This window comes from Streptomyces sp. NPDC003032, from assembly GCF_053591415.1.
In genome coordinates this window covers 1-19,218 of the sequence record NZ_JBSFTT010000010.1, presented here as the reverse complement: position 1 = coordinate 19,218, position 19,218 = coordinate 1, and the positions used below count along the sequence as shown (strand labels likewise).

Genomic DNA, 19,218 nt, shown 5'->3' with positions numbered 1-19,218 from the left:
TGGGAGGGCATGAGCGACGACGGCCGAGGGACGCAGAGGACGAAGGCACGGCGGGGAATACCCGGAAGAACCGGCGCGCCGGGCCCACCGGAGACGCCCCGCTGGTTCGACGACGACGCCGGCCCTGTGGTGCGTCCGTACGCCATGACACGCGGCCGCACCACGAGCCCCGCCCAGCACCGCCTCGACCTGATCGCGCTCGTCATGGCCGGGACCCGGGCCGCCGGCGACCCGGAGGCGGACCAGACGCTGTCCCCGGAGCACGTCGACATCGTCGAGCTCTGCCGCGACACGCCGCAGTCCGTCGCCGAACTGGCGGCCGAACTCGACCTGCCCATCGGCGTGATCCGCGTCCTCATCGGAGACCTGGTCGACGACGAACTGGTGCACGTCACCCGGCCCGTTCCCCCTGCCGAACTGCCCGACGAGAGTATTCTGCGCGACGTGATCAGCGGCCTCCGGGCGCTCTGAACAGCGCGGAAGCGGGAGTGAGAACGTGACTGGCTGGCAGTTCTGGGTCGACAGGGGCGGCACCTTCACCGATATCGTCGCGCGTCGGCCCGACGGCCGCCTGCTCACGCACAAACTCCTGTCGGACAACCCCGCCCGCTACCGCGACGCGGCGGTCGCGGGCATCCGGGAGCTGCTCGACCACGCGGACGGCGACGGCGACGCGACCGTCGACGCCGTCCGAATGGGCACCACCGTCGCCACCAACGCCCTCCTGGAGCGCAAGGGCGAGCCCACCGCCCTCGTCATCACCCGCGGCTTCCGCGACGCCCTGCGCATCGCCTACCAGAACCGGCCGCGGATCTTCGCCCGCGAGATCGTCCTGCCCGAACTCCTCTACGACCGGGTCATCGAGGTCGACGAGCGTGTCACCGCCGACGGCGAGGTCCTGCGCAGACCCGACCTGGACGGCCTGACCGGGCCGTTGCAGGAGGCGTACGACGACGGAATCCGCTCTCTGGCCGTCGTCTGCATGCACAGCCATCTCCACCCCGCCCACGAACGGGTCATCGGTGACCTCGCCGCCCGCACCGGCTTCCCGCAGGTCTCACTGTCCAGCGAGGTCAGCCCCCTCATGAAACTCGTCCCGCGCGGAGACACCGCGGTCGTCGACTCGTATCTCTCGCCGGTCCTGCGCCGCTACGTCCAGCACGTCGCCGACGAACTCCATGGCGTTCGGCTCATGTTCATGCAGTCGAACGGCGGCCTCACCGAAGCGGGCCAGTTCCGCGGCAAGGACGCGATCCTGTCCGGACCGGCCGGCGGCATCGTCGGCATGGCCCGCATGTCGCGGCTCGCGGGCTTCGACCGCGTCATCGGCTTCGACATGGGCGGTACGTCGACGGACGTGTCGCACTACGCCGGCGAGTACGAGCGGGTCTTCACCACGCGGATCGCCGGGGTCCGGCTGCGCGCCCCGATGCTCGACATCCACACCGTCGCCGCGGGCGGCGGCTCCGTCCTGCACTTCGACGGCAGCCGCTACCGCGTGGGGCCCGACTCGGCGGGCGCCGACCCCGGCCCCGCGAGCTACCGGGGCGGCGGCCCGCTCACCGTCACCGACGCCAACATCGCCCTCGGCCGCGTCCAACCCGCCCACTTCCCCCAGGTGTTCGGCCCGGACGGCGACCAGCCCCTCGACGACACGCTCGTACATGACCGCTTCGCCGCCCTGGCCCGTGAGATCCACGAGGCGACGGGCGACGACCGCACGCCCGAGCAGGTCGCCGAGGGCTATCTGCGAATCGCGGTCGCCAACATCGCGGGCGCCGTCAAGCGCATCTCGGTCCAGAAGGGCCACGACGTCACGCGCTACGCCCTCACCACGTTCGGCGGCGCGGGCGGGCAGCACGCGTGCATGGTCGCCGACTCGCTCGGCATCCGCACCGTCCTCGTGCCGCCCATGGCCGGTGTGCTCTCCGCCCTCGGCATCGGCCTCGCCGACACCACGGCGATGCGCGAGCAGTCCGTGGAAGCGCCCCTGGAGCCGTCGTCGATGCCGCACGTCCACAAGGTCGCCGACGACCTGGAGAGCGCCGCCCGCGCCGAGCTGCTCGCCGAGGACGTGCCCGCCGACCGCATCCGCGTCACGCGCCGCGCCCAACTGCGCTACGACGGCACCGACACCGCCCTGACCGTGGAACTCGCGGAGCCGGACAGCATGACCCGCGCCTTCGAAGACCGCCACCGCGCTACCTACTCCTTCACCCTGGACCGCCCCGTCGTCGTGGAGGCCCTCTCCGTGGAGGCCACCGGGGTCACCGAACCGCCGGACCTCTCCGCCTTCGCGGGGAAGGGGGCAGTGGGTGCCCCCCAACGCGCGCCCCAGCACGTCCGGCTGCACACCGGCGGCGCCTGGCACGACGTACCCCTGCACCGCCGTGAGGAGCTGCCCCCCGGCGAGACCGTCACCGGGCCGGCGATCATCACCGAGGCCAGCGCCACGACGGTCGTGGACGACGGCTGGCAGGCGGCCATGGCGGAGACCGGACACCTGCTCATGGAACGCGTCGCCGAGCCCGGGAGTTCCACCGCGAGCACCACCGCGGACCCCGTCCTCCTCGAAGTCTTCAACAACCTCTTCATGTCCATCGCCGAACAGATGGGTGCCCGCCTGGAGTCCACGGCCCAGTCGGTGAACATCAAGGAGCGGCTCGACTTCTCCTGCGCGCTCTTCGACCCCGACGGCAACCTCGTCGCCAACGCCCCGCACATCCCCGTCCACCTGGGCTCGATGGGAACCAGCGTCAAGGAGGTCATCCAGCGCCGCGGCGACAGTATGAGGCCGGGTGACGCCTATGCCGTCAACGACCCGTACCGCGGCGGCACGCACCTGCCCGACGTCACCGTCATCACGCCCGTCTTCGACAGGCCGGGGGAGCACGGCACCGCGCGCGAGCGCGTCCTCTTCTACGTCGCCTCGCGCGGCCACCACGCCGAGATCGGAGGCATCGCCCCCGGCTCCATGCCCGCGAACAGCCGCACCATCGACGAAGAGGGCATCCTCTTCGACAACTGGCTTCTTGTGGAAGAGGGCCGTTTCCGCGAGGCCGAGACCCGGCGCCTGCTCACCGACGCCCCCCACCCCTCCCGCAACCCGGACACCAACCTCGCCGACCTGCGCGCCCAGATCGCCGCCAACCACAAGGGCGTCGACGAAGTCGCCCGGATGATCGACAACTTCGGACTCGACGTCGTCCAGGCGTACATGAAGCACGTCCAGGACAACGCCGAAGAATCCGTGCGCCGCGTCATCGACGTCCTGGAAGACGGCGAGTTCGGTTATCAAACCGACTCGGGAGCCACCATCCACGTCCGCGTCTCCGTGGACCGCGAGGAACGCTCCGCGACCGTCGACTTCACCGGTACGTCCCCTCAGCTCACCACGAACTTCAACGCGCCCTACGCGGTCGTCAACGCGGCGGTCCTGTACGTCTTCCGTACTCTCGTCGACGACGACATCCCGCTCAACGACGGCTGTCTGCGCCCCCTGCGCATCATCGTCCCGCCCGGCTCCCTGCTCGCCCCCGAGTCGCCGGCCGCCGTCGTCGCGGGGAACGTGGAGACCTCACAGGCGATCACCGGAGCGCTCTACGCCGCCCTCGGCGTGCAGGCCGAGGGCTCGGGCACGATGAACAACGTCACCTTCGGCAACGCCCGCCACCAGTACTACGAGACGGTGGCCTCCGGGTCCGGGGCGGGCGAAGGCTTCCACGGGGCGCCCGTCGTACAGACCCACATGACCAACTCGCGTCTCACCGACCCCGAAGTCCTGGAGTGGCGGCTGCCCGTCGTCCTGGAGGAGTTCACGGTGCGGCGGGGCAGTGGCGGCGGCGGGAGGTGGCGCGGCGGTGACGGGGGAGTGCGCCGCATCCGCTTCCGCGAGCCGATGACGGTGTCCACCCTGGCCCAGCACCGCAGGGTCGCGCCGTACGGCATGGCGGGCGGCGCCCCCGGCGCGCTGGGCGCGGGCCGCGTGGAGCGCGCGGACGGCACCGTCCTGGAGCTGGGCGGCAGCGACTCGGCCGACCTGGGGCCCGGCGACGTACTCGTGATCGAAACCCCCGGCGGCGGCGGATACGGACCGGCCCCGCGCGACACCACTGATGCAGGTACCGATCCAGGAGAAGTGAGCGATGATCTTCAGGCGTTCTGAGCGCGGCAAGGTTCCCGTCGAGCCGGTCACGCTGAAGATCCTGGTGGCCGGAGGCTTCGGCGTCGGCAAGACGACCCTCGTCGGCGCGGTCAGCGAGATCAGGCCGCTGCGCACGGAGGAGATCCTCAGCGAGGCCGGCAGGCCCATCGACGACACACGCGGCGTCGCGGGCAAGCACACCACCACCGTGGCCATGGACTTCGGCCGCATCACCCTGCGCGACGACCTCGTCCTGTACCTCTTCGGCACCCCGGGCCAGGACCGCTTCTGGTTCCTCTGGGACGAGCTGGCGACGGGGGCGCTCGGCGCCGTCGTCCTCGCCGACGCCCGGCGCCTGGAGGACTGCTTCGCCGCCGTCGACTACTTCGAGCGGCGCTCCATACCCTTCGTCGTGGGCGTCAACTGCTTCGACGGTGTCTCCCGTTATCCCGCCGAGGCCGTCCGCCAGGCGCTCGACCTCGACGACACGGTGCCCATCGTGCTCTGCGACGCGCGCGACCGCGAGTCCGTCAAGAAGGTCCTCATCGGCGTCGTCGAACACGCGATGGCGGCGGCCGCGGCGGCGAGGGAGCCCGCGACCACGTAAGCGGAAGGCGCTGTGGCCGCCCGCGGCCCGTACCCCCGCCGACCGGGGTACGGGCCGCGGCTCTGCTCGGCTCAGCCCTCGCCGTCCTCCAGCCAGCCGAAGCTCCGCTCCACCGCCTTGTGCCAGTTGTGGGACTCCTTGTCGCGCGTGGCCGCGTCCATCCGCGGCGACCACTCGACGTCCTGCTGCCAGTGCGCCTTCAGCTCGTCGAGGTCGTTCCACACGCCGGTCGCGAGCCCGGCCGCGTACGCGGCGCCCAGGCACGTCGTCTCGGAGACCTTGGGGCGGATCACCGGCACCCCGAGGACATCCGCCTGGTGCTGCATCAGCAGATTGTTCTTGGTCATGCCGCCGTCCACCTTGAGGGTGGTGATCCGCACCCCCGAGTCCTGGTACATGGCGTCGACGACCTCACGGGTCTGCCAGCTGGTGGCCTCCAGGACCGCGCGCGCGAGGTGGGCCTTGGTGACGTACCGGGTGAGCCCCGTGACGACACCGCGCGCGTCCGAGCGCCAGTACGGCGCGTACAGGCCGGAGAACGCGGGCACGATGTACGCGCCGCCGTTGTCGTCCACGCTCGCCGCGAGGGTCTCGATCTCGTCCGCGCTGCGGATGATGCCGAGCTGGTCGCGGAACCACTGCACCAGGGCGCCGGTGATCGCGATGGACCCCTCCAGGCAGTACACGGGCGCCTCGGAGCCGATCTTGTAGCCCATGGTCGTGAGCAGCCCGTTCTTCGAGGGAACGGGCCTGTCGCCGGTGTTGAGCAGCAGGAAACTGCCCGTGCCGTACGTGTTCTTCGCCGAACCCGTGTCGTAGCAGGCCTGCCCGAAGACGGCCGCCTGCTGGTCGCCGAGCGCCGAGGCGACGGGCACTCCGGAGAGCTGCCCCACGGCCGTGCCGTAGACCTCGGACGACGACCTGATCTCCGGCAGGACCGCCTCGGGGACGTTCATCGCCGACAGGATCGACTGGTCCCACTGGAGCGTCTGGAGGTTCATCAGCATGGTGCGGCCCGCGTTGGTGACGTCGGTGACGTGCTTGCCGCCGTCGATGCCGCCCGTGAGGTTCCAGATCAGCCAGGAGTCGATGGTGCCGAAGGCGATCTCGCCCCGCTCGGCGCGCGCCCTCAGCCCCGGCACGTTGTCGAGCAGCCAGGCCGCCTTGGGCCCGGAGAAGTAGCTCGCGAGGGGCAGTCCCGTCTGCTCGCGGAAGCGGTCCTGGCCGTCAGCGCCGCCCAGTTCGTCGCAGAGCCCCGAGGTGCGGGTGTCCTGCCACACGATCGCGTTGTGCACGGGCTTGCCCGTGGCGCGGTCCCACAGGACCGTCGTCTCGCGCTGGTTGGTGATGCCGAGCGCGCTCACCTGGTCGGCGCGGAGTCCGGCCTTGGCGATCGCCCCCGCGACCACCGCCTGCACCTTCGACCAGATCTCGGTGGCGTCGTGCTCCACCCAGCCGGGCTTGGGGAAGATCTGGCGGTGCTCGCGCTGGTCCACGGCGACGATCGCGCCGTCCTGATCGAAGATGATGCAGCGGCTGGAGGTGGTGCCCTGGTCGATGGCGGCGACGAATTTCTCGGAGCTGTCCGGCATGGCTACCCCTTGATGAGAAGACTCAGAAGGCTGCGTTGTAGATGAGGCCCGCGAGGGCTCCGCCGATCAGCGGTCCGGCCACCGGAACCCAGGCGTAGCTCCAGTCGGACGTGCCCTTGTTGGGGATCGGCAGGAAGGTGTGCACGATGCGCGGACCGAGGTCGCGCGCCGGGTTGATGGCGTAGCCCGTGGGGCCGCCGAGGGAGAGGCCGATGCCGACGACGAGGAACGCCACGATCAGAGTCTGCGTGCCGGACTCGCCGAGCCCCTCGGTGAGCCCGAAGGCGAGGATCGGCAGTACCAGCGCGATGGTCGCGATGACCTCGGTGATGACGTTCGCGACCGGGTTCCGGATCTCCGGGATGGTGGAGAAGATGCCGAGCGTCGGCGTCGGTTCGTGCGCGCTGGTCACCTTGTCCTTCACGCCCCGTGTGACGTTGGCGTTGAACTGCGCGAGATACACGAGATACGCGAGGACGGCGCCGAGCATCGCGCCGACCATCTGCCCGAGCACATAGATCCAGGCCTTGTCCCACTTCCCGGTGTCGATGGCGATGCCGAGCGTGACGGCCGGATTGAGATGGCCGCCGGAGAGCGGCCCGGCGGTGTAGGCGCCCGCGAGCACGCCGAAGCCCCATCCGAAGGCGATGACGACCCATCCGGAGGCCTTCGCCTTCGAGTGGCTGAGCGTGACGGCGGCGCACACGCCGGCGCCGAGCAGTATCAGAATCGCGGTGCCGATGACCTCACCGACGAAGATGTCCCCATTCGAGTACATGGCGGCTCCTAGGCCCTCGCCCGGGGCGGTTGGCCCCGGTACTCCGTGCAGGGTGCGTTTCCCACGACTACTGCCTGGATACGACCGGCTGTCGCAGCCGGAGGCAGGGAGTCTCCCGCGCCCCGCCCGGCGTCCATGACGAGCGTGCCGTGGCAGTCGCATCGCCCATGGGGGATGACCCGTTGACCAGGCCCTTCGTGCGGGCCCTTCGCGCGCACGGAGGCTCTGGGCGCGCGTGGAGCCGAGGTGCGGCGACGCCGACTGACACCCGGAAGTGTTCACCGGTGGTGATGGAGCGTCAAGGTCGCGGACGGCAACGGTTAACCGGTGTGATGCCTTCCTCCGGAGCGCCCCCCGGAGTGGATCAACGCACCGCGACGACCGAGGAACCGTGGCCGAAAAGGCCCTGGTTGGCTGTGATGCCCACGCGCGCGCCCGCCACCTGCCGTGCCCCGGCCGCCCCTCTCAACTGCCACGTTATCTCGCATACTTGAGCGATCGCCTGGGCCGGAACGGCCTCTCCGAAGGAAGCGAGTCCCCCGCTGGTGTTCACGGGTATGCGCCCGCCCGCGGACGTCGCCCCGTCGCGCAGCAGCTTGGCGCCATCACCCTCGGCGCAGAGTCCGAGGTCCTCGTACCACTGCAGTTCCAGAGCGGTGGACAGGTCGTACACCTCGGCCAGGGATACGTCGTCGGGGCCTATGCCCGCTTCTTCGTACGCCGCTCGCGCGATGGACGCACGGAACGTCCTGTCGGCGGGGTCCACGGCCGCCGCGGAGTCCGTGGCGATGTCCGGCAGGTCAAGCACCGTGGTCGGATACGTCGGCGTCACCGTGGACACCGCGCGGATGCGCACCGGGCCCGGCGCGCCGTGGCGCCGTGCGAACTCCATGCTGGAGAGCACCAGGGCCGCCGCCCCGTCAGAGGTGGCGCAGATGTCGAGCAGCCGCAGCGGGTCGGCGACGACGGCCGATGCGGCGACCTCCTCGGCCGTGACGGCCTTGCGGTAGCGGGCGTTCGCGTTGAGGGCGCCCGCCGCCGCGTTCTTCACCTTGACCTGGGCGAAGTCCTCCAGCGTGTCGCCGTGCACGGCCATTCGGCGGCGCGCGTAGAGCCCGAAGTACGCGGGATTGGTCGCTCCGAGGACCCGGAACCGCAGCCAGTCGGGGTCGTCGGGCCGGTCACCGCCGGCGGGCCGGAAGAACCCTTTGGGGGCCGCGTCGGCACCGACCACCAGGACCACGTCGGCCATGCCCGCGAGGATCTGCGTACGCGCGGCGGCGATGGCCTGGGCGCCGGACGCGCACGCCGCGTACACACTCGCGACCCGCGCCCCCTGCCAGCCGAGCGCCTTGGCGAACGTGGCCCCGGCGACATACCCCGGATAGCCGCCCCGGACGGTGTCCGCGCCGACGATGGAGCCCACGTCCCGCCAGTCGACACCGGCGTCCGCGAGGGCCGCGCGCGCCGCCACCACTCCGTACTCGACGAAGCCGCGCCCCCACTTGCCCCAGGGATGCATGCCCGCGCCGAGAACCGCCACCTCACCGGTCATGCGCTCACCTCCAGCGGCCGCCAGTGCCATGTCGTCCATGTCGTCCCGCCGTCCTCGTTGAGCACCCCGGGGACGGCCTCCACCTCCATGCCGACCTCCAGGTCGGTGACCGAGACGCCGGGAGCCGCCTGCCCGAGCACCACCATGCGCTCCGCCGCCAGCTCCACAGCGATCAACGTGTAGGGCTGCCAGGGAAGTTCCGGGTCCGAGACATAGGGCGCGGGTGGGCGATAACGCCCGTCGGTGTACGACCAGACGCGCCCGCGGCGTGACAGCGGCACCTCGATGAGTTCCCCGCCCGCGCATCCGGGGTTGCGGCAGAAGCGGTCCTCGCGCGGGAAGAAGACGCAGGTGCACGCCGAGCAGCGCGTCCCCAGAAGACGGAAGCTCTCGCCTTCCCCGGCGAACCAGTCGGCCACTACGGGTGTGCGCGTACGCGACAAGGCTCCTCCAGGGCGGCGCTGCGTATCCGGCGAAACTGACGGCCCGTCAGAAGTGTGCCACAGGCAACCGGATTTCGTCAGAGGGAGCGGAGGCCGGAGACTACGGAGTCCGAGGACAGCGGAGGCCGGCACCGGGGAGAACCGGACAGCCCGCTTTCGCGTCCGAGTATCGGAGAGGGCGACCGGGGCCGACGGGGGTGGTTCCGGTCGCCCTCCTGTACGTGACGCGCTGCCTTTCAGTGCCCCGTCAGCGATCTGCGCGACACCGGGAAGTCGAAGTAGGTGTCGGGAAAGAGCTCGGGCTTGTAGGTGAAGTGCCACCACTCCTCAGGGAGATTGACGAAGCCCGTCTTGGCCAGCGCACCCCTCAGAAGCTCGCGATGGGCCCGCTGCTTGCCCGAGACGCGGGGATCATCCGTGTGCGACAGCGTGTCGAAGCAGTCGAACCCCGTCCCCATGTCGACGGAGTTGTCCGGGAAACGCTCGCTCCGAGGCCCGAAGCACGGCGTGAGCGGCTCCCCCGGGACGTACGGCCGGGTCGGCACCGCCGGAAGCCTCACGACGGTCAGATCCACCGTCGAGCCCCGGCTGTGCCCGGACTTCTCCGCGATGTAACCGTCCGCGAACAGCCGCGACTTGTCGACATGGGGATAGAACTCCGCCTTCATGCGCTCATCGCCCAGGTCCTCGGCCCACCGCACGAAGTGGTCCACGGCCCGCTGCGGCCGGTAGCAGTCGTACACCTTCAGGGAGTAGCCCTTGCGCAGAAGCGAGCGCTGCGCCTTGTGCAGCGCCTTCGCCGCGGGCTCGGTGAGGATGCACATCGGCTTCTTGTAGCCATCGATGGGCTCACCCACGAAGTTGTGCGGCGTCACGTACCGCATCTCCTGGATGATCGTCGGGTCGACGTCACGCAGTGCCACGAACGCCTCCGGAGCCTTCGGCTCCGGCTTCGCTTGCGCGGGGGAGGGAACCGTCACCACGGCCAGCAGGGCGGCGGCGGTGACGGCGACATTCCGCGGAACGGGGGCAAATGCTGTCATGCCCCTGCGTCTATCAGCATCACCGCCCACCAGGGAAGACCGGCGCCGCGGTGATCGGATACAGTCCGCGGCGTGTCCGCATCCCCGCACCACGCCAACTCCGCACCCGGCTCCCACTGTTCGAGCTGCGGGGCGTCCTACGAAGACCCGCCCTCCGGCTGGCCCCGCACCTGCGCCGCCTGCGAAGCCGTGGCCTACCGCAACCCGCTCCCCGTGGTGGTGGCCCTCCAGCCCGTGTACGACACACAGGGCACCGGCCTGATCGTCGTGACCCGCACCATCGCTCCCGCGCGCGGAGGCATTGCCCTGCCCGGCGGTTTCGTCGACGACAGGGAGGACTGGCGGCACGCGGCCGTGCGCGAGCTGAAGGAGGAGACCGGCATCAGCGCCCAGAGCCGCGACGTCCGCCTGATCGACGCCGCGAGCGACCCGGACGGATACCTGCTGCTTTTCGGCCTCCTCCCCGAACGCCCGGCCGCCGACCTGCCGACCTCCGTGCCGACGGACGAGACCGAGGGCTGGGACGTACTGCGCCGCCCCGACGAACTCGCCTTCCCGCTCCACACACTGGCGGCACGCGCGTGGTTCGAGGGCCGGTACATCTGACCTACGGACTCGCGATGCGGGGCCCGGGGCGTCTGGCTGGGAGAGATCCGCCGCGGCGAAGTGACGCGACAGGGCAGCGGCGCGACAGGGCAGCGGAGGAAAAGGGCAGCCGCCTCACCCGGCGACCCCCCGTACCCGCACAGGCCGCCCCGGCGCGCGCCCACCTTCGCCACCGGCCCTCTCCACGACCACACGCCCCCCGCTCCACCGCGTCGTGAACCTCTCGACCTCCGCCTCCTCCCATCCGTCACCGGCGTCGGAGATCACGACACCCCCGCCCGTACGCCCCTCGGCCGGCGCCCACGCCTCCAGCTCAAGGCCACCGTCGCGCCCCCTCACCGGCACCACCGCGCCCGCGCGCGCGAACACCGGGATCCGCGACAAAGGCGCGTCCACCAGCACCTGCCCAGGCCCTTCGTACGCCTTCCCGGTCGCCGTGTCGTACCAGCGGCCCGGCGGCAGCCGCACCGCCCGCACCCGCGCGCCGCTCTCCAGGACCGGCGCCACCAGCAGAGCGTCCCCGAGCAGAAACGCGTCCTCGCAGTCGCGCAGCACCCTGTTCTCGGGACAGCCCCACCACACGGGCCGCACATAAGGCGCACCCGTGCGCCGAGCCAGCTGGGCGAGCGTCACGAAGTACGGCAGCAACCGCCTGCGTTCGACGAGCGCCACGCGCGCGTGCCCGAGCACCTCCGCACCGAACTCCCAGGGCTCACGCCGTCCGGCCCCGATCGCCGCATGCGTACGGAACAGCGGCAGATACGCCCCGAGTTGGAACCACCGCAGATACAGCTCCGGGGAGGGGCTGCCGTCGAACCCGCCCACATCGGGCCCCGAGTACGGCACACCGCACAGCCCGAGTCCCACCACCAGCGACAGTGATGCCCGCAGCCCCGGCCAGCCCGTGGACACATCGCCGGACCACGTCCCTCCGTAGCGCTGCATCCCCGCCCATCCGGAACGCGAGAACAAGAAGGGCCGCTCCTCGGGAAGCAGCGCCCGCAGCCCCTCATAGCCTGCGCGGGCCATCACCAGGCCGTACACGTTGTGGGCCTCCCGGTGATCGCCACCACGTCCCTCCAGGGAGTGCCGCGCCGAACGGGGCAGCGTCGCCTCACCGAACGCCGCGAACGACACCGGCTCGTTCATGTCGTGCCAGAACCCCGCGAACCCCTGGTCGAGCCGCTCCTGGTACAGACGGCCCCACCACTCCCGCGCGCGTGGGTCGGTGAAGTCCGGATACACCGCCTCCCCGGGCCATACGACACCACGCACCGGCCGCCCCGCCGCGTCCCGCACAAAAGCGCCGGCCGCCACCCCGCTGTCGTACAGTTCGACGCCCGGCTCGGCCTTCACCGCCGGATCCACGATCGAGACCAGCCGGACTCCCTCCCTGCGCAGCTCGTCCGCGAACTGCGGCAGCTTCGGGAAGCGCTCCTTGTCGACCGTGAACACCTGATGCGCTTCGTAGTGGTCGATGTCCAGATGAACGGCGTCCAGCGGCAGCCCGTGCTCCTGATAGCCCGCGACGATCCGCCGCACCTCCTCCTCACTGCCGAACCCCCACCGCGCGTGATGGTGACCCAGCGCCCACGAAGGCGGCAGCGCCGGCGGACCCGTGAGCGACGCCCAGGTGTGCAGCACGCGCGCGGGAGTGCCGACCATCGCCCAGCACCGCAGCGGCCCACCGTCCATCCGCACCTCGCACGAGCCCCCCCGGTCGTGCCCCGACCCCGCCCCCTCCTCGCCCTCACGCAGCGACACGTCGCCCTCCCACATGTTGTCGTGGAAGACCAGATGCGTACCGGCGTCGGCCACCACCACCTGCACCGGCATGGTGATGTACAGCGGATCGTCCCCGGGCCCGAAGGAACCGCCCGGATCGGTGTTCCACAGCCGGTACGTCCCGTTCCGCAACCGGGGCCCGCAGGACCGCCCACCGAGTCCAAAGAAGCGCGCGTCCGCCGGCACCTCCGACCGCTGAACCCAGCGCGCCGCGCCGCCCTCGGCCGACTCCCACCAACGCGGCGGCAGATCACGCCGCAGCATCACGCCACCGGGCGTGCGCAGTTCGACGGAGCCCTGACGCGACACCACCACCGTCACGCGCTCCGACACCACCCGCCAGCCGCCCTCCTTGTCGGGCTCCAGGACCGCCCGCGGATCCGGCTCCGGGCTTCCGCACCGCAGCGCGTACGAAGGCTCCGGCTCCGCACCGTCCCACCCCCAGAAGACCGCCCCACCGGCCGTCACCCGCACCCGCAGCTCGGACCGGGCGAACCGCACCACACCACCACCGGGCCCCGGCTCCACCCGCGCCACAGGACCGGGCACGCGCGCACGCTCGGCACGCCGAGGAGCCAGCGCCGTCGCGTCCGCCCGCCATCTGCGCCACGAGGAGCGCACTGTGCGCAACCCCTGCGCCGTGCCGACCATCCCGACCGCCTTCACCGAACGCACCAGGTCACGACCGTTCATACTGCTCACCCTGCCACCGAAAGCGCCGCGCGTGTGTGTCGTTCAACTGCCGTTCACCTGGGGCGACGACACATGAGCGACCCGCTGACTGTGTGCGGAACACCCTGGTGCGGGAGTCGATCACATGGCATCGTCCCTTTCAGCCGTGTTCACGCGCACACCCAGCACGTGCGCACTCCACACGCATACGACGCGTACAGTCCGGGAGCCGCCCCATGACGTCCTCAGCGAACCCCGCGCCGCTCTGGCAGCCGAGCCCGGAGAGGATCGCCGCAGCGCAGGTCACCCGGTTCCAGGCCTGGGCCGCCGAGCACTACGGAGCCCCGGCCGACGGGGGCTACGAAGCGCTGCACCACTGGTCGGTGACCGACCTCGAGACCTTCTGGAAGGCCGTCACCGACTGGTTCGACGTCCGCTTCTCGACCCCCTACGCGCGCGTGCTGGGCGAGCGCTCCATGCCCGGCGCCCAGTGGTTTCCCGGCTCGACCCTCAACTACGCCGAACACGCGCTGCGCGCCGCCGAGGACCCCGCGCGCGCGGACACCCCCGCCCTCCTCCATGTCGACGAGAGCCACGACCCGCAACCCGTCACCTGGGCCGAACTGCGCCGCCAAGTCGGCTCCCTGACCGCGGAACTGCGCGCCCTCGGGGTACGCCCCGGAGACCGCGTCAGCGGCTACCTGCCGAACATCCCGCAAGCCGTCGTCGCCCTCCTGGCCACCGCCGCCGTCGGAGCCGTCTGGACCTCCTGCGCCCCCGACTTCGGCGCCCGCAGCGTCCTGGACCGCTTCCAGCAGGTCGAGCCCGTCATCCTGTTCACCGTCGACGGCTACCGCTACGGCGGCAAGGAACACGACCGCCGCGACACCGTCGCCGAACTCCGCTCCGAACTGCCCAGCCTCCGCGCGGTCGTCCACATCCCGCTGCTCGGCACCGACGCCCCCGAGGGCGCTCTGGAGTGGTCGGCCCTCACATCGGCCGACGTGGCACCCGTCTTCGAAGCGGTGCCCTTCGACCACCCGCTGTGGGTCCTGTACTCCTCCGGCACCACCGGCCTGCCCAAGGCGATCGTCCAGTCCCAGGGCGGCATCCTCGTCGAACACCTCAAGCAGCTCGGCCTGCACTGCGACCTCGGCCCCGACGACCGCTTCTTCTGGTACACCTCGACCGGCTGGATGATGTGGAACTTCCTCGTCTCCGGCCTCCTGACGGGCACCACGATCGTCCTGTACGACGGCAGCCCCGGCCACCCCGACACCGGCGCCCAGTGGCGCATCGCCGAACGCACCGGAGCCACCCTCTACGGCACCTCCGCCGCGTACGTCATGGCCTGCCGCAAGGCGGACGTCCACCCGGCCCGCGACTTCGACCTCTCCCGCGTCAAGTGCGTCGCGACGACCGGCTCCCCCCTGCCCCCCGACGGCTTCCGCTGGCTGCACGACGAGTTCGCGGACACCCCCGGCGGCCTGTGGACGGCATCGGTCAGCGGCGGCACGGACGTCTGCTCCTGCTTCGCGGGAGCCGTCCCCACCCTCCCCGTCCACATCGGCGAACTCCAGGCACCCTGCCTGGGCACCGACCTCCAGTCCTGGGACCCCCAGGGCAAACCACTGACCGACGAGGTCGGCGAGCTGGTCGTCACCAACCCCATGCCCTCCATGCCCATCCACTTCTGGAACGACCCGGACGGCACCCGCTACCACGACAGCTACTTCGACACCTACCCCGGCGTGTGGCGCCACGGCGACTGGACCACCCTCACCTCACGCGGCTCCGTGATCATCCATGGCCGTTCCGACTCCACGCTCAACCGCCAAGGCGTCCGCATGGGCTCCGCCGACATCTACGAAGCCGTCGAACGCCTCCCCGAGATCCGAGAATCCCTCGTCATCGGCGTCGAACAGCCCGACGGCGGCTACTGGATGCCGCTCTTCGTCCACCTCACCCCCGGCGCGGCCCTCGACGACGCCCTGCGCGACCGCATCAAGCGGACCATCCGCGAACAGCTTTCGCCGCGCCACGTCCCCGACGAGGTCGTCGAAGTCCCCGGCATCCCGCACACCCTCACCGGCAAGCGCATCGAGGTCCCCGTCAAACGCCTCCTCCAAGGCACCCCGCTGAACAAGGCGGTCAACCCCGGATCGGTCGACAACCTCGACCTCCTCCACTTCTACGAGAACCTCGCCCGCAAGCGCACGTAACAGCCGTCCTCGCAGCTCAGCACCCGTTGTCAGTGCCTCTGGTTACTCTGAGTGAGCACTGACCGACTGAGCGCAGGGGGAAATCATGGCGCACACCCGAACCGACACCATGCGACGCGCTCTGCGCCGCGAAGTCGCCGGAACCATCGGCCTGCTGGCCGATGAGGAGGACTTCGCGGCGATGCGTCGCTACCGCACCTTCACCTTCGACGACCACGAGACCTACCTCCAGCAGGTCGAAGCCCTGCTGAAAACCCTCGCCTCCCAGGGCAGGCACACCACCGTCACCCTCTTCGACCCCGAGGAGTACGAGGAGTACTGCGCGGACACCGGCCTGGACCCCGACACCCCCGGCAGCCGCACCCGCTTCACCGCCGAACTGGCATCGGGCGGCCCCACCGTTCCCTACGAGGGCCAGCCCATCGCCGACCTCCTCCCCGACCTCGTCGACGAGGCGGTCCGCCGGGCCACCTGGGAGTACGCGACGATGGTGCTCGCCCGCAGCGGCACCTGCGCCACCTGTGGCGAGGACATCGGACGAGCCGCGTTCGCCCGCGCCTCGGAACTGATCACCCGAGCCCTCGACACCTCGGGCCCCGGCATCCGGCACCTGGTGTGCAGCGTGCCCTCCGAACCGGAGACCCTCCTCGCCGCGCTGCACGTAGAAATCGACGCCGACGGCAGCGCCCGACTCGACGAGACGGAGGCCCTGGAGTTCGCCACGGTCCTCGCGGTCGGCATCGCCACCCACCGCGCGGCCGGCATGGTGCTCCGCTCCACCGCCGACGGCACACGCGACCGCGTCCAGGGCTGGCGCATGAACGGCGGACGACTCCAGCCCCTCACCTCGGCCGAGGTCTTCGACGCGTACTGCACCGACGCCCTCACCGGCGAACTCGTCGCCCCCGAGTCCGGCGTCGACTACTGCGCGGCACCCGACCTCGAAGGTGACGAGCCGGACAGGGGACACACGCACTGAACGCCGAGGGGCGTCCCACCGAAACGGTGGGACGCCCCTCGGAACAACGAGCCGGTACGGCTACTCGCCGGACAGCACCGCCTGCGCGGCCTTGCGGGCCTCCTCGGCGGTGTCGGCGGCACGGGCCGCCGACGCGGCACGCTCGCACTGAGCCAGCGTGTGCTTGCCGAGCGTCGCCCGCACGTAAGGAATCGACGCCGCACCCATCGACAGAGAGGTGACACCCAGACCGGTCAGCACACAGGCGAGCAGCGGGTCGGACGCGGCCTCACCGCACACGCCACAGCTCTTGCCCTCGGCCCTCGCCGCCTCCGCGGACAGCGCGACCAGGTCGAGCAGCGCGGGCTGCCACGGGTCCTGCAGCCGGGACACAGCACCCACCTGCCGGTCGGCCGCAAAGGCGTACTGCGCGAGGTCGTTGGTGCCCAGCGAAAGGAACTCGACCTCCTGAAGGATCGAGCGCGCCCGCAGCGCCGCCGACGGGATCTCGACCATCGCGCCGAACTTCGCCCGCAGCCCGGCCTCACGGCAGGCGTCGGCGAAGGCCTTGGCATCGGTGCGGTCCGCGACCATGGGAGCCATGACCTCGAGGTACACCGGCAGCCCCTCGGCGGCCTTGGCCAGCGCGGTGAGCTGCGTCCGCAGCACCTCCGGGTGGTCGAGCAGCGCCCGCAGACCCCGCACGCCCAGCGCCGGGTTCGGCTCGTCGGTCGGCGTCAGGAAGTCCAGCGGCTTGTCGGCCCCGGCATCCAGCACACGCACGACGACACGGCCCTCGGGGAAGGCCTCCAGCACCTTGCGGTACGCCTCGACCTGCTTCTCCTCGGACGGCGCCTTGGTGCTGTCGTCCAGGAAGAGGAACTCGGTACGGAAGAGACCGACACCCTCGGCCCCCGCCTCGACGGCGGCAGGCACATCGGCGGGACCACCGACGTTGGCAAGGAGCGGAACCTTGTGCCCGTCGGACGTCGCACCCGGGCCGGTCGACGCGGCCAGCGTCGCCTTGCGCTCGGCAGCGGCGGCCTGAAGCTGCTCCCGCTTCTCCATGCTCGGGTCCACGAAAATCTCACCGGTGCTGCCGTCGACGGCGACGACCGTGCCCTCGACCAGCTCCCCGGCACCCGGCAGCGCGACGATGGCCGGCACTCCGAGCGCACGCGCGAGGATCGCGCTGTGGCTGGTGGGCCCGCCCTCTTCCGTGACGAAGCCGAGCACCAGAGCCGGGTCGAGCAGAGCGGTGTCCGCGGGCGCCAGGTCCCGCGCGATCAGTACGTACGGCTCGTCGCTGTCCGGAACGCCCGGCATCGGCACGCCCAGCAGACGCGCGACGATGCGATTCCGCACGTCGTCGAGGTCCGCCACACGACCGGCCATGTACTCGCCGGCACCGGCCAGCAGTTCGCGGTAGTGGGAGAACGCGTCGTAGACGGCACGCTCGGCCGTGCTGCCGACGGTGATGCGCCGGTCGACGTCGGACATGAGCTCCGGGTCCTGGGCGATCATGGCCTGCGCCTCGAGCACCGCCTGCGCCTCGCCACCGGCCAGATGGCCCCGGGCGTTCAGATCGGCCGCCACAGCTTCCACGGCCTGCCGAGCGCGCCCCTGTTCGCGCTCCGCCTCCTCCGCGGGAATCTGCTTGGCCGGCGGCTCGAGAACCGCCGTCCCCATGTGCCGAACCTCGCCGATCGCCACACCGTGGCTCACACCGACGCCTCGCAGCGTTGTCTCCATCTCACCCGTCTCCGATAGTGCGGCGGCCCCAGCCGCCGCGTTGGTTGTCCTACCTGCCGTCAGCGATGGCGATGACGTCACTTCCAGCCGAAGAGCGCGTCGCCGGCCTTCACATCGCCGTCCTCGACCAGCTCGGAGAGGGACTCGGCCGTGGCCTCGAGCGCCACGACCGGGCACACGGGGGACTTGCCGGCGGCCTCGACGGCGGCCGGGTTCCAGCGCACCACGGACTGGCCGCGCTGCACGGTGTCGCCCTTGTTGACGAGGAGCTCGAAGCCCTCGCCGTTGAGCTGAACGGTGTCGATGCCGAGGTGCGTCAGAACGCCGTGACCCTCAGCGTCGACCACCACGAAGGCGTGGGGATGGAGAGAGACGATGATGCCGTCCACGGGAGAGACGGCCTCGGAGGCCTCGCGCACGGGATCAATGGCCGTGCCGGGGCCCACCATGGCACCCGAGAAGACGGGATCCGGTACTGCAGAGAGCCCAATGGCGCGTCCGGCAAGCGGGGACGAAACGCTGGTCATGGCAAGCCTCCCAGGGGGTGGAGATTCGTAGCCGCCGTCGCTACCTGTCCTGGACGACGCGCTGCTCAGAAGGGTAAGTCATAAGAAGTCCCGGTTCCGCACGAGAGATCCCGGTTCACGGACGTAGGGGCGCAGCACAAACGATTTGCGCCTGCCCCGGAGTCGATGTAGAGTCGAACTCTGCCTGAGGCCGTGGGACGCAACCAAGCGTCTTGGCTCGGCGACATCCTTCACGTCAGATCTTATCCCTGAGTCTGGTTCCGCATGTCTGCGGTGGCCGTGGTCAGAGAGTCGAATGAGACCTGATAAAGTCGGAACCGCCGGAAAGGGAAACGCGAAAGCCGAAAGGCCGGAGCGGGAACCGGAAAGGCACCGAGGAAGTCGGACACGAAAGAGTCTGATAGAGTCGGAAACGCAAGAACGAAGAACAAAAAGAAACACCGAAGGGAAGCGCCCGGAGGAAAGCCCGAGAGGGTGAGTACAAAGGAAGCGTCCGTTCCTTGAGAACTCAACAGCGTGCCAAAAGTCAACGCC

General features: G+C 70.6%; 14 protein-coding genes. 6 read left to right on the top strand and 8 right to left on the bottom strand.

Annotation, left to right across the window (positions count from 1 at the left end; genetic code table 11):
• The first annotated feature begins 9 nt into the window (after window positions 1–9).
• From ACWDZ7_RS16110 to ACWDZ7_RS16100, 3 genes are read left to right on the top strand one after another with little or no spacing between them, the layout of a single operon-like run.
• Window positions 10–471: a DUF742 domain-containing protein gene (locus ACWDZ7_RS16110; protein ID WP_451797484.1), complete on the top strand. Its 462-nt coding sequence runs from the start codon at window positions 10–12 to the stop codon at window positions 469–471.
• Window positions 472–496: 25 nt separating this feature from the next.
• Window positions 497–4,165: a hydantoinase B/oxoprolinase family protein gene (locus ACWDZ7_RS16105; protein ID WP_451797483.1), complete on the top strand. Its 3,669-nt coding sequence runs from the start codon at window positions 497–499 to the stop codon at window positions 4,163–4,165.
• The gene (locus ACWDZ7_RS16100; RefSeq protein ID WP_451797481.1) at window positions 4,146–4,751 is read left to right on the top strand and encodes a GTP-binding protein; all 606 of its coding nucleotides are present in this window, start codon (window positions 4,146–4,148) and stop codon (window positions 4,749–4,751) included. Before ACWDZ7_RS16105 ends, ACWDZ7_RS16100 begins: the two co-directional genes overlap by 20 nt.
• A 71-nt stretch (window positions 4,752–4,822) precedes the next feature.
• Here ACWDZ7_RS16100 and glpK read toward each other — a convergent pair whose 3' ends face one another.
• The 5 genes from glpK to ACWDZ7_RS16075 all read right to left on the bottom strand — a co-directional run bounded on the left by glpK (window position 4,823) and on the right by ACWDZ7_RS16075 (window position 10,162).
• Window positions 4,823–6,343 carry a glycerol kinase GlpK gene (glpK, locus tag ACWDZ7_RS16095; protein WP_451797480.1) on the bottom strand — a complete coding sequence of 507 codons (1,521 nt, stop codon included), beginning with the start codon at window positions 6,341–6,343 and terminating at the stop codon, window positions 4,823–4,825.
• Between the two features lie 22 nt (window positions 6,344–6,365).
• The gene (locus tag ACWDZ7_RS16090; protein WP_451797479.1) at window positions 6,366–7,121 is read right to left on the bottom strand and encodes an MIP/aquaporin family protein; all 756 of its coding nucleotides are present in this window, start codon (window positions 7,119–7,121) and stop codon (window positions 6,366–6,368) included.
• Between the two features lie 364 nt (window positions 7,122–7,485).
• Entirely contained in the window at window positions 7,486–8,676 is a 1,191-nt protein-coding gene (locus ACWDZ7_RS16085; protein WP_451797784.1) for a lipid-transfer protein, read from the bottom strand.
• Window positions 8,673–9,119, bottom strand: a complete 447-nt coding sequence (locus ACWDZ7_RS16080; RefSeq protein ID WP_451797478.1) for a Zn-ribbon domain-containing OB-fold protein — start codon at window positions 9,117–9,119, stop codon at window positions 8,673–8,675. Before ACWDZ7_RS16080 ends, ACWDZ7_RS16085 begins: the two co-directional genes overlap by 4 nt.
• Window positions 9,120–9,355: 236 nt before the next feature.
• Complete coding sequence (locus ACWDZ7_RS16075) at window positions 9,356–10,162, bottom strand: M15 family metallopeptidase (protein WP_451797476.1); 807 nt, start codon at window positions 10,160–10,162, stop codon at window positions 9,356–9,358.
• 72 nt (window positions 10,163–10,234) lie between these two features.
• On the opposite strand from ACWDZ7_RS16075, the gene ACWDZ7_RS16070 reads away from it, so the two are divergent.
• Window positions 10,235–10,768 (top strand): NUDIX domain-containing protein, encoded by a 534-nt coding sequence (locus ACWDZ7_RS16070; RefSeq protein ID WP_451797474.1) that lies wholly within the window; start codon window positions 10,235–10,237, stop codon window positions 10,766–10,768.
• 114 nt (window positions 10,769–10,882) lie between these two features.
• Here the strand turns inward: ACWDZ7_RS16070 and ACWDZ7_RS16065 are convergent, their stop codons facing one another.
• Entirely contained in the window at window positions 10,883–13,246 is a 2,364-nt protein-coding gene (locus ACWDZ7_RS16065; protein ID WP_451797472.1) for a glycoside hydrolase family 31 protein, read from the bottom strand.
• 215 nt (window positions 13,247–13,461) lie between these two features.
• On the opposite strand from ACWDZ7_RS16065, the gene ACWDZ7_RS16060 reads away from it, so the two are divergent.
• Both ACWDZ7_RS16060 and ACWDZ7_RS16055 read left to right on the top strand, forming a co-directional pair.
• Window positions 13,462–15,447, top strand: a complete 1,986-nt coding sequence (locus ACWDZ7_RS16060) for an acetoacetate--CoA ligase (protein ID WP_451797471.1) — start codon at window positions 13,462–13,464, stop codon at window positions 15,445–15,447.
• An 85-nt stretch (window positions 15,448–15,532) separates the two neighbouring features.
• Window positions 15,533–16,426, top strand: coding sequence for a hypothetical protein (locus ACWDZ7_RS16055; RefSeq protein WP_451797470.1), 894 nt, complete (start codon window positions 15,533–15,535; stop codon window positions 16,424–16,426).
• Window positions 16,427–16,486: 60 nt separating this feature from the next.
• Here the strand turns inward: ACWDZ7_RS16055 and ptsP are convergent, their stop codons facing one another.
• Together ptsP and ACWDZ7_RS16045 are read right to left on the bottom strand one after the other, a co-directional pair.
• Window positions 16,487–18,157 (bottom strand): phosphoenolpyruvate--protein phosphotransferase, encoded by a 1,671-nt coding sequence (gene ptsP, locus ACWDZ7_RS16050; RefSeq protein ID WP_451797468.1) that lies wholly within the window; start codon window positions 18,155–18,157, stop codon window positions 16,487–16,489.
• Between the two features lie 77 nt (window positions 18,158–18,234).
• On the bottom strand, window positions 18,235–18,684 hold the full coding sequence (locus ACWDZ7_RS16045; protein WP_451518619.1) for a PTS sugar transporter subunit IIA: 450 nt from the start codon (window positions 18,682–18,684) through the stop codon (window positions 18,235–18,237).
• Between the last annotated feature and the right edge of the window lie 534 nt (window positions 18,685–19,218).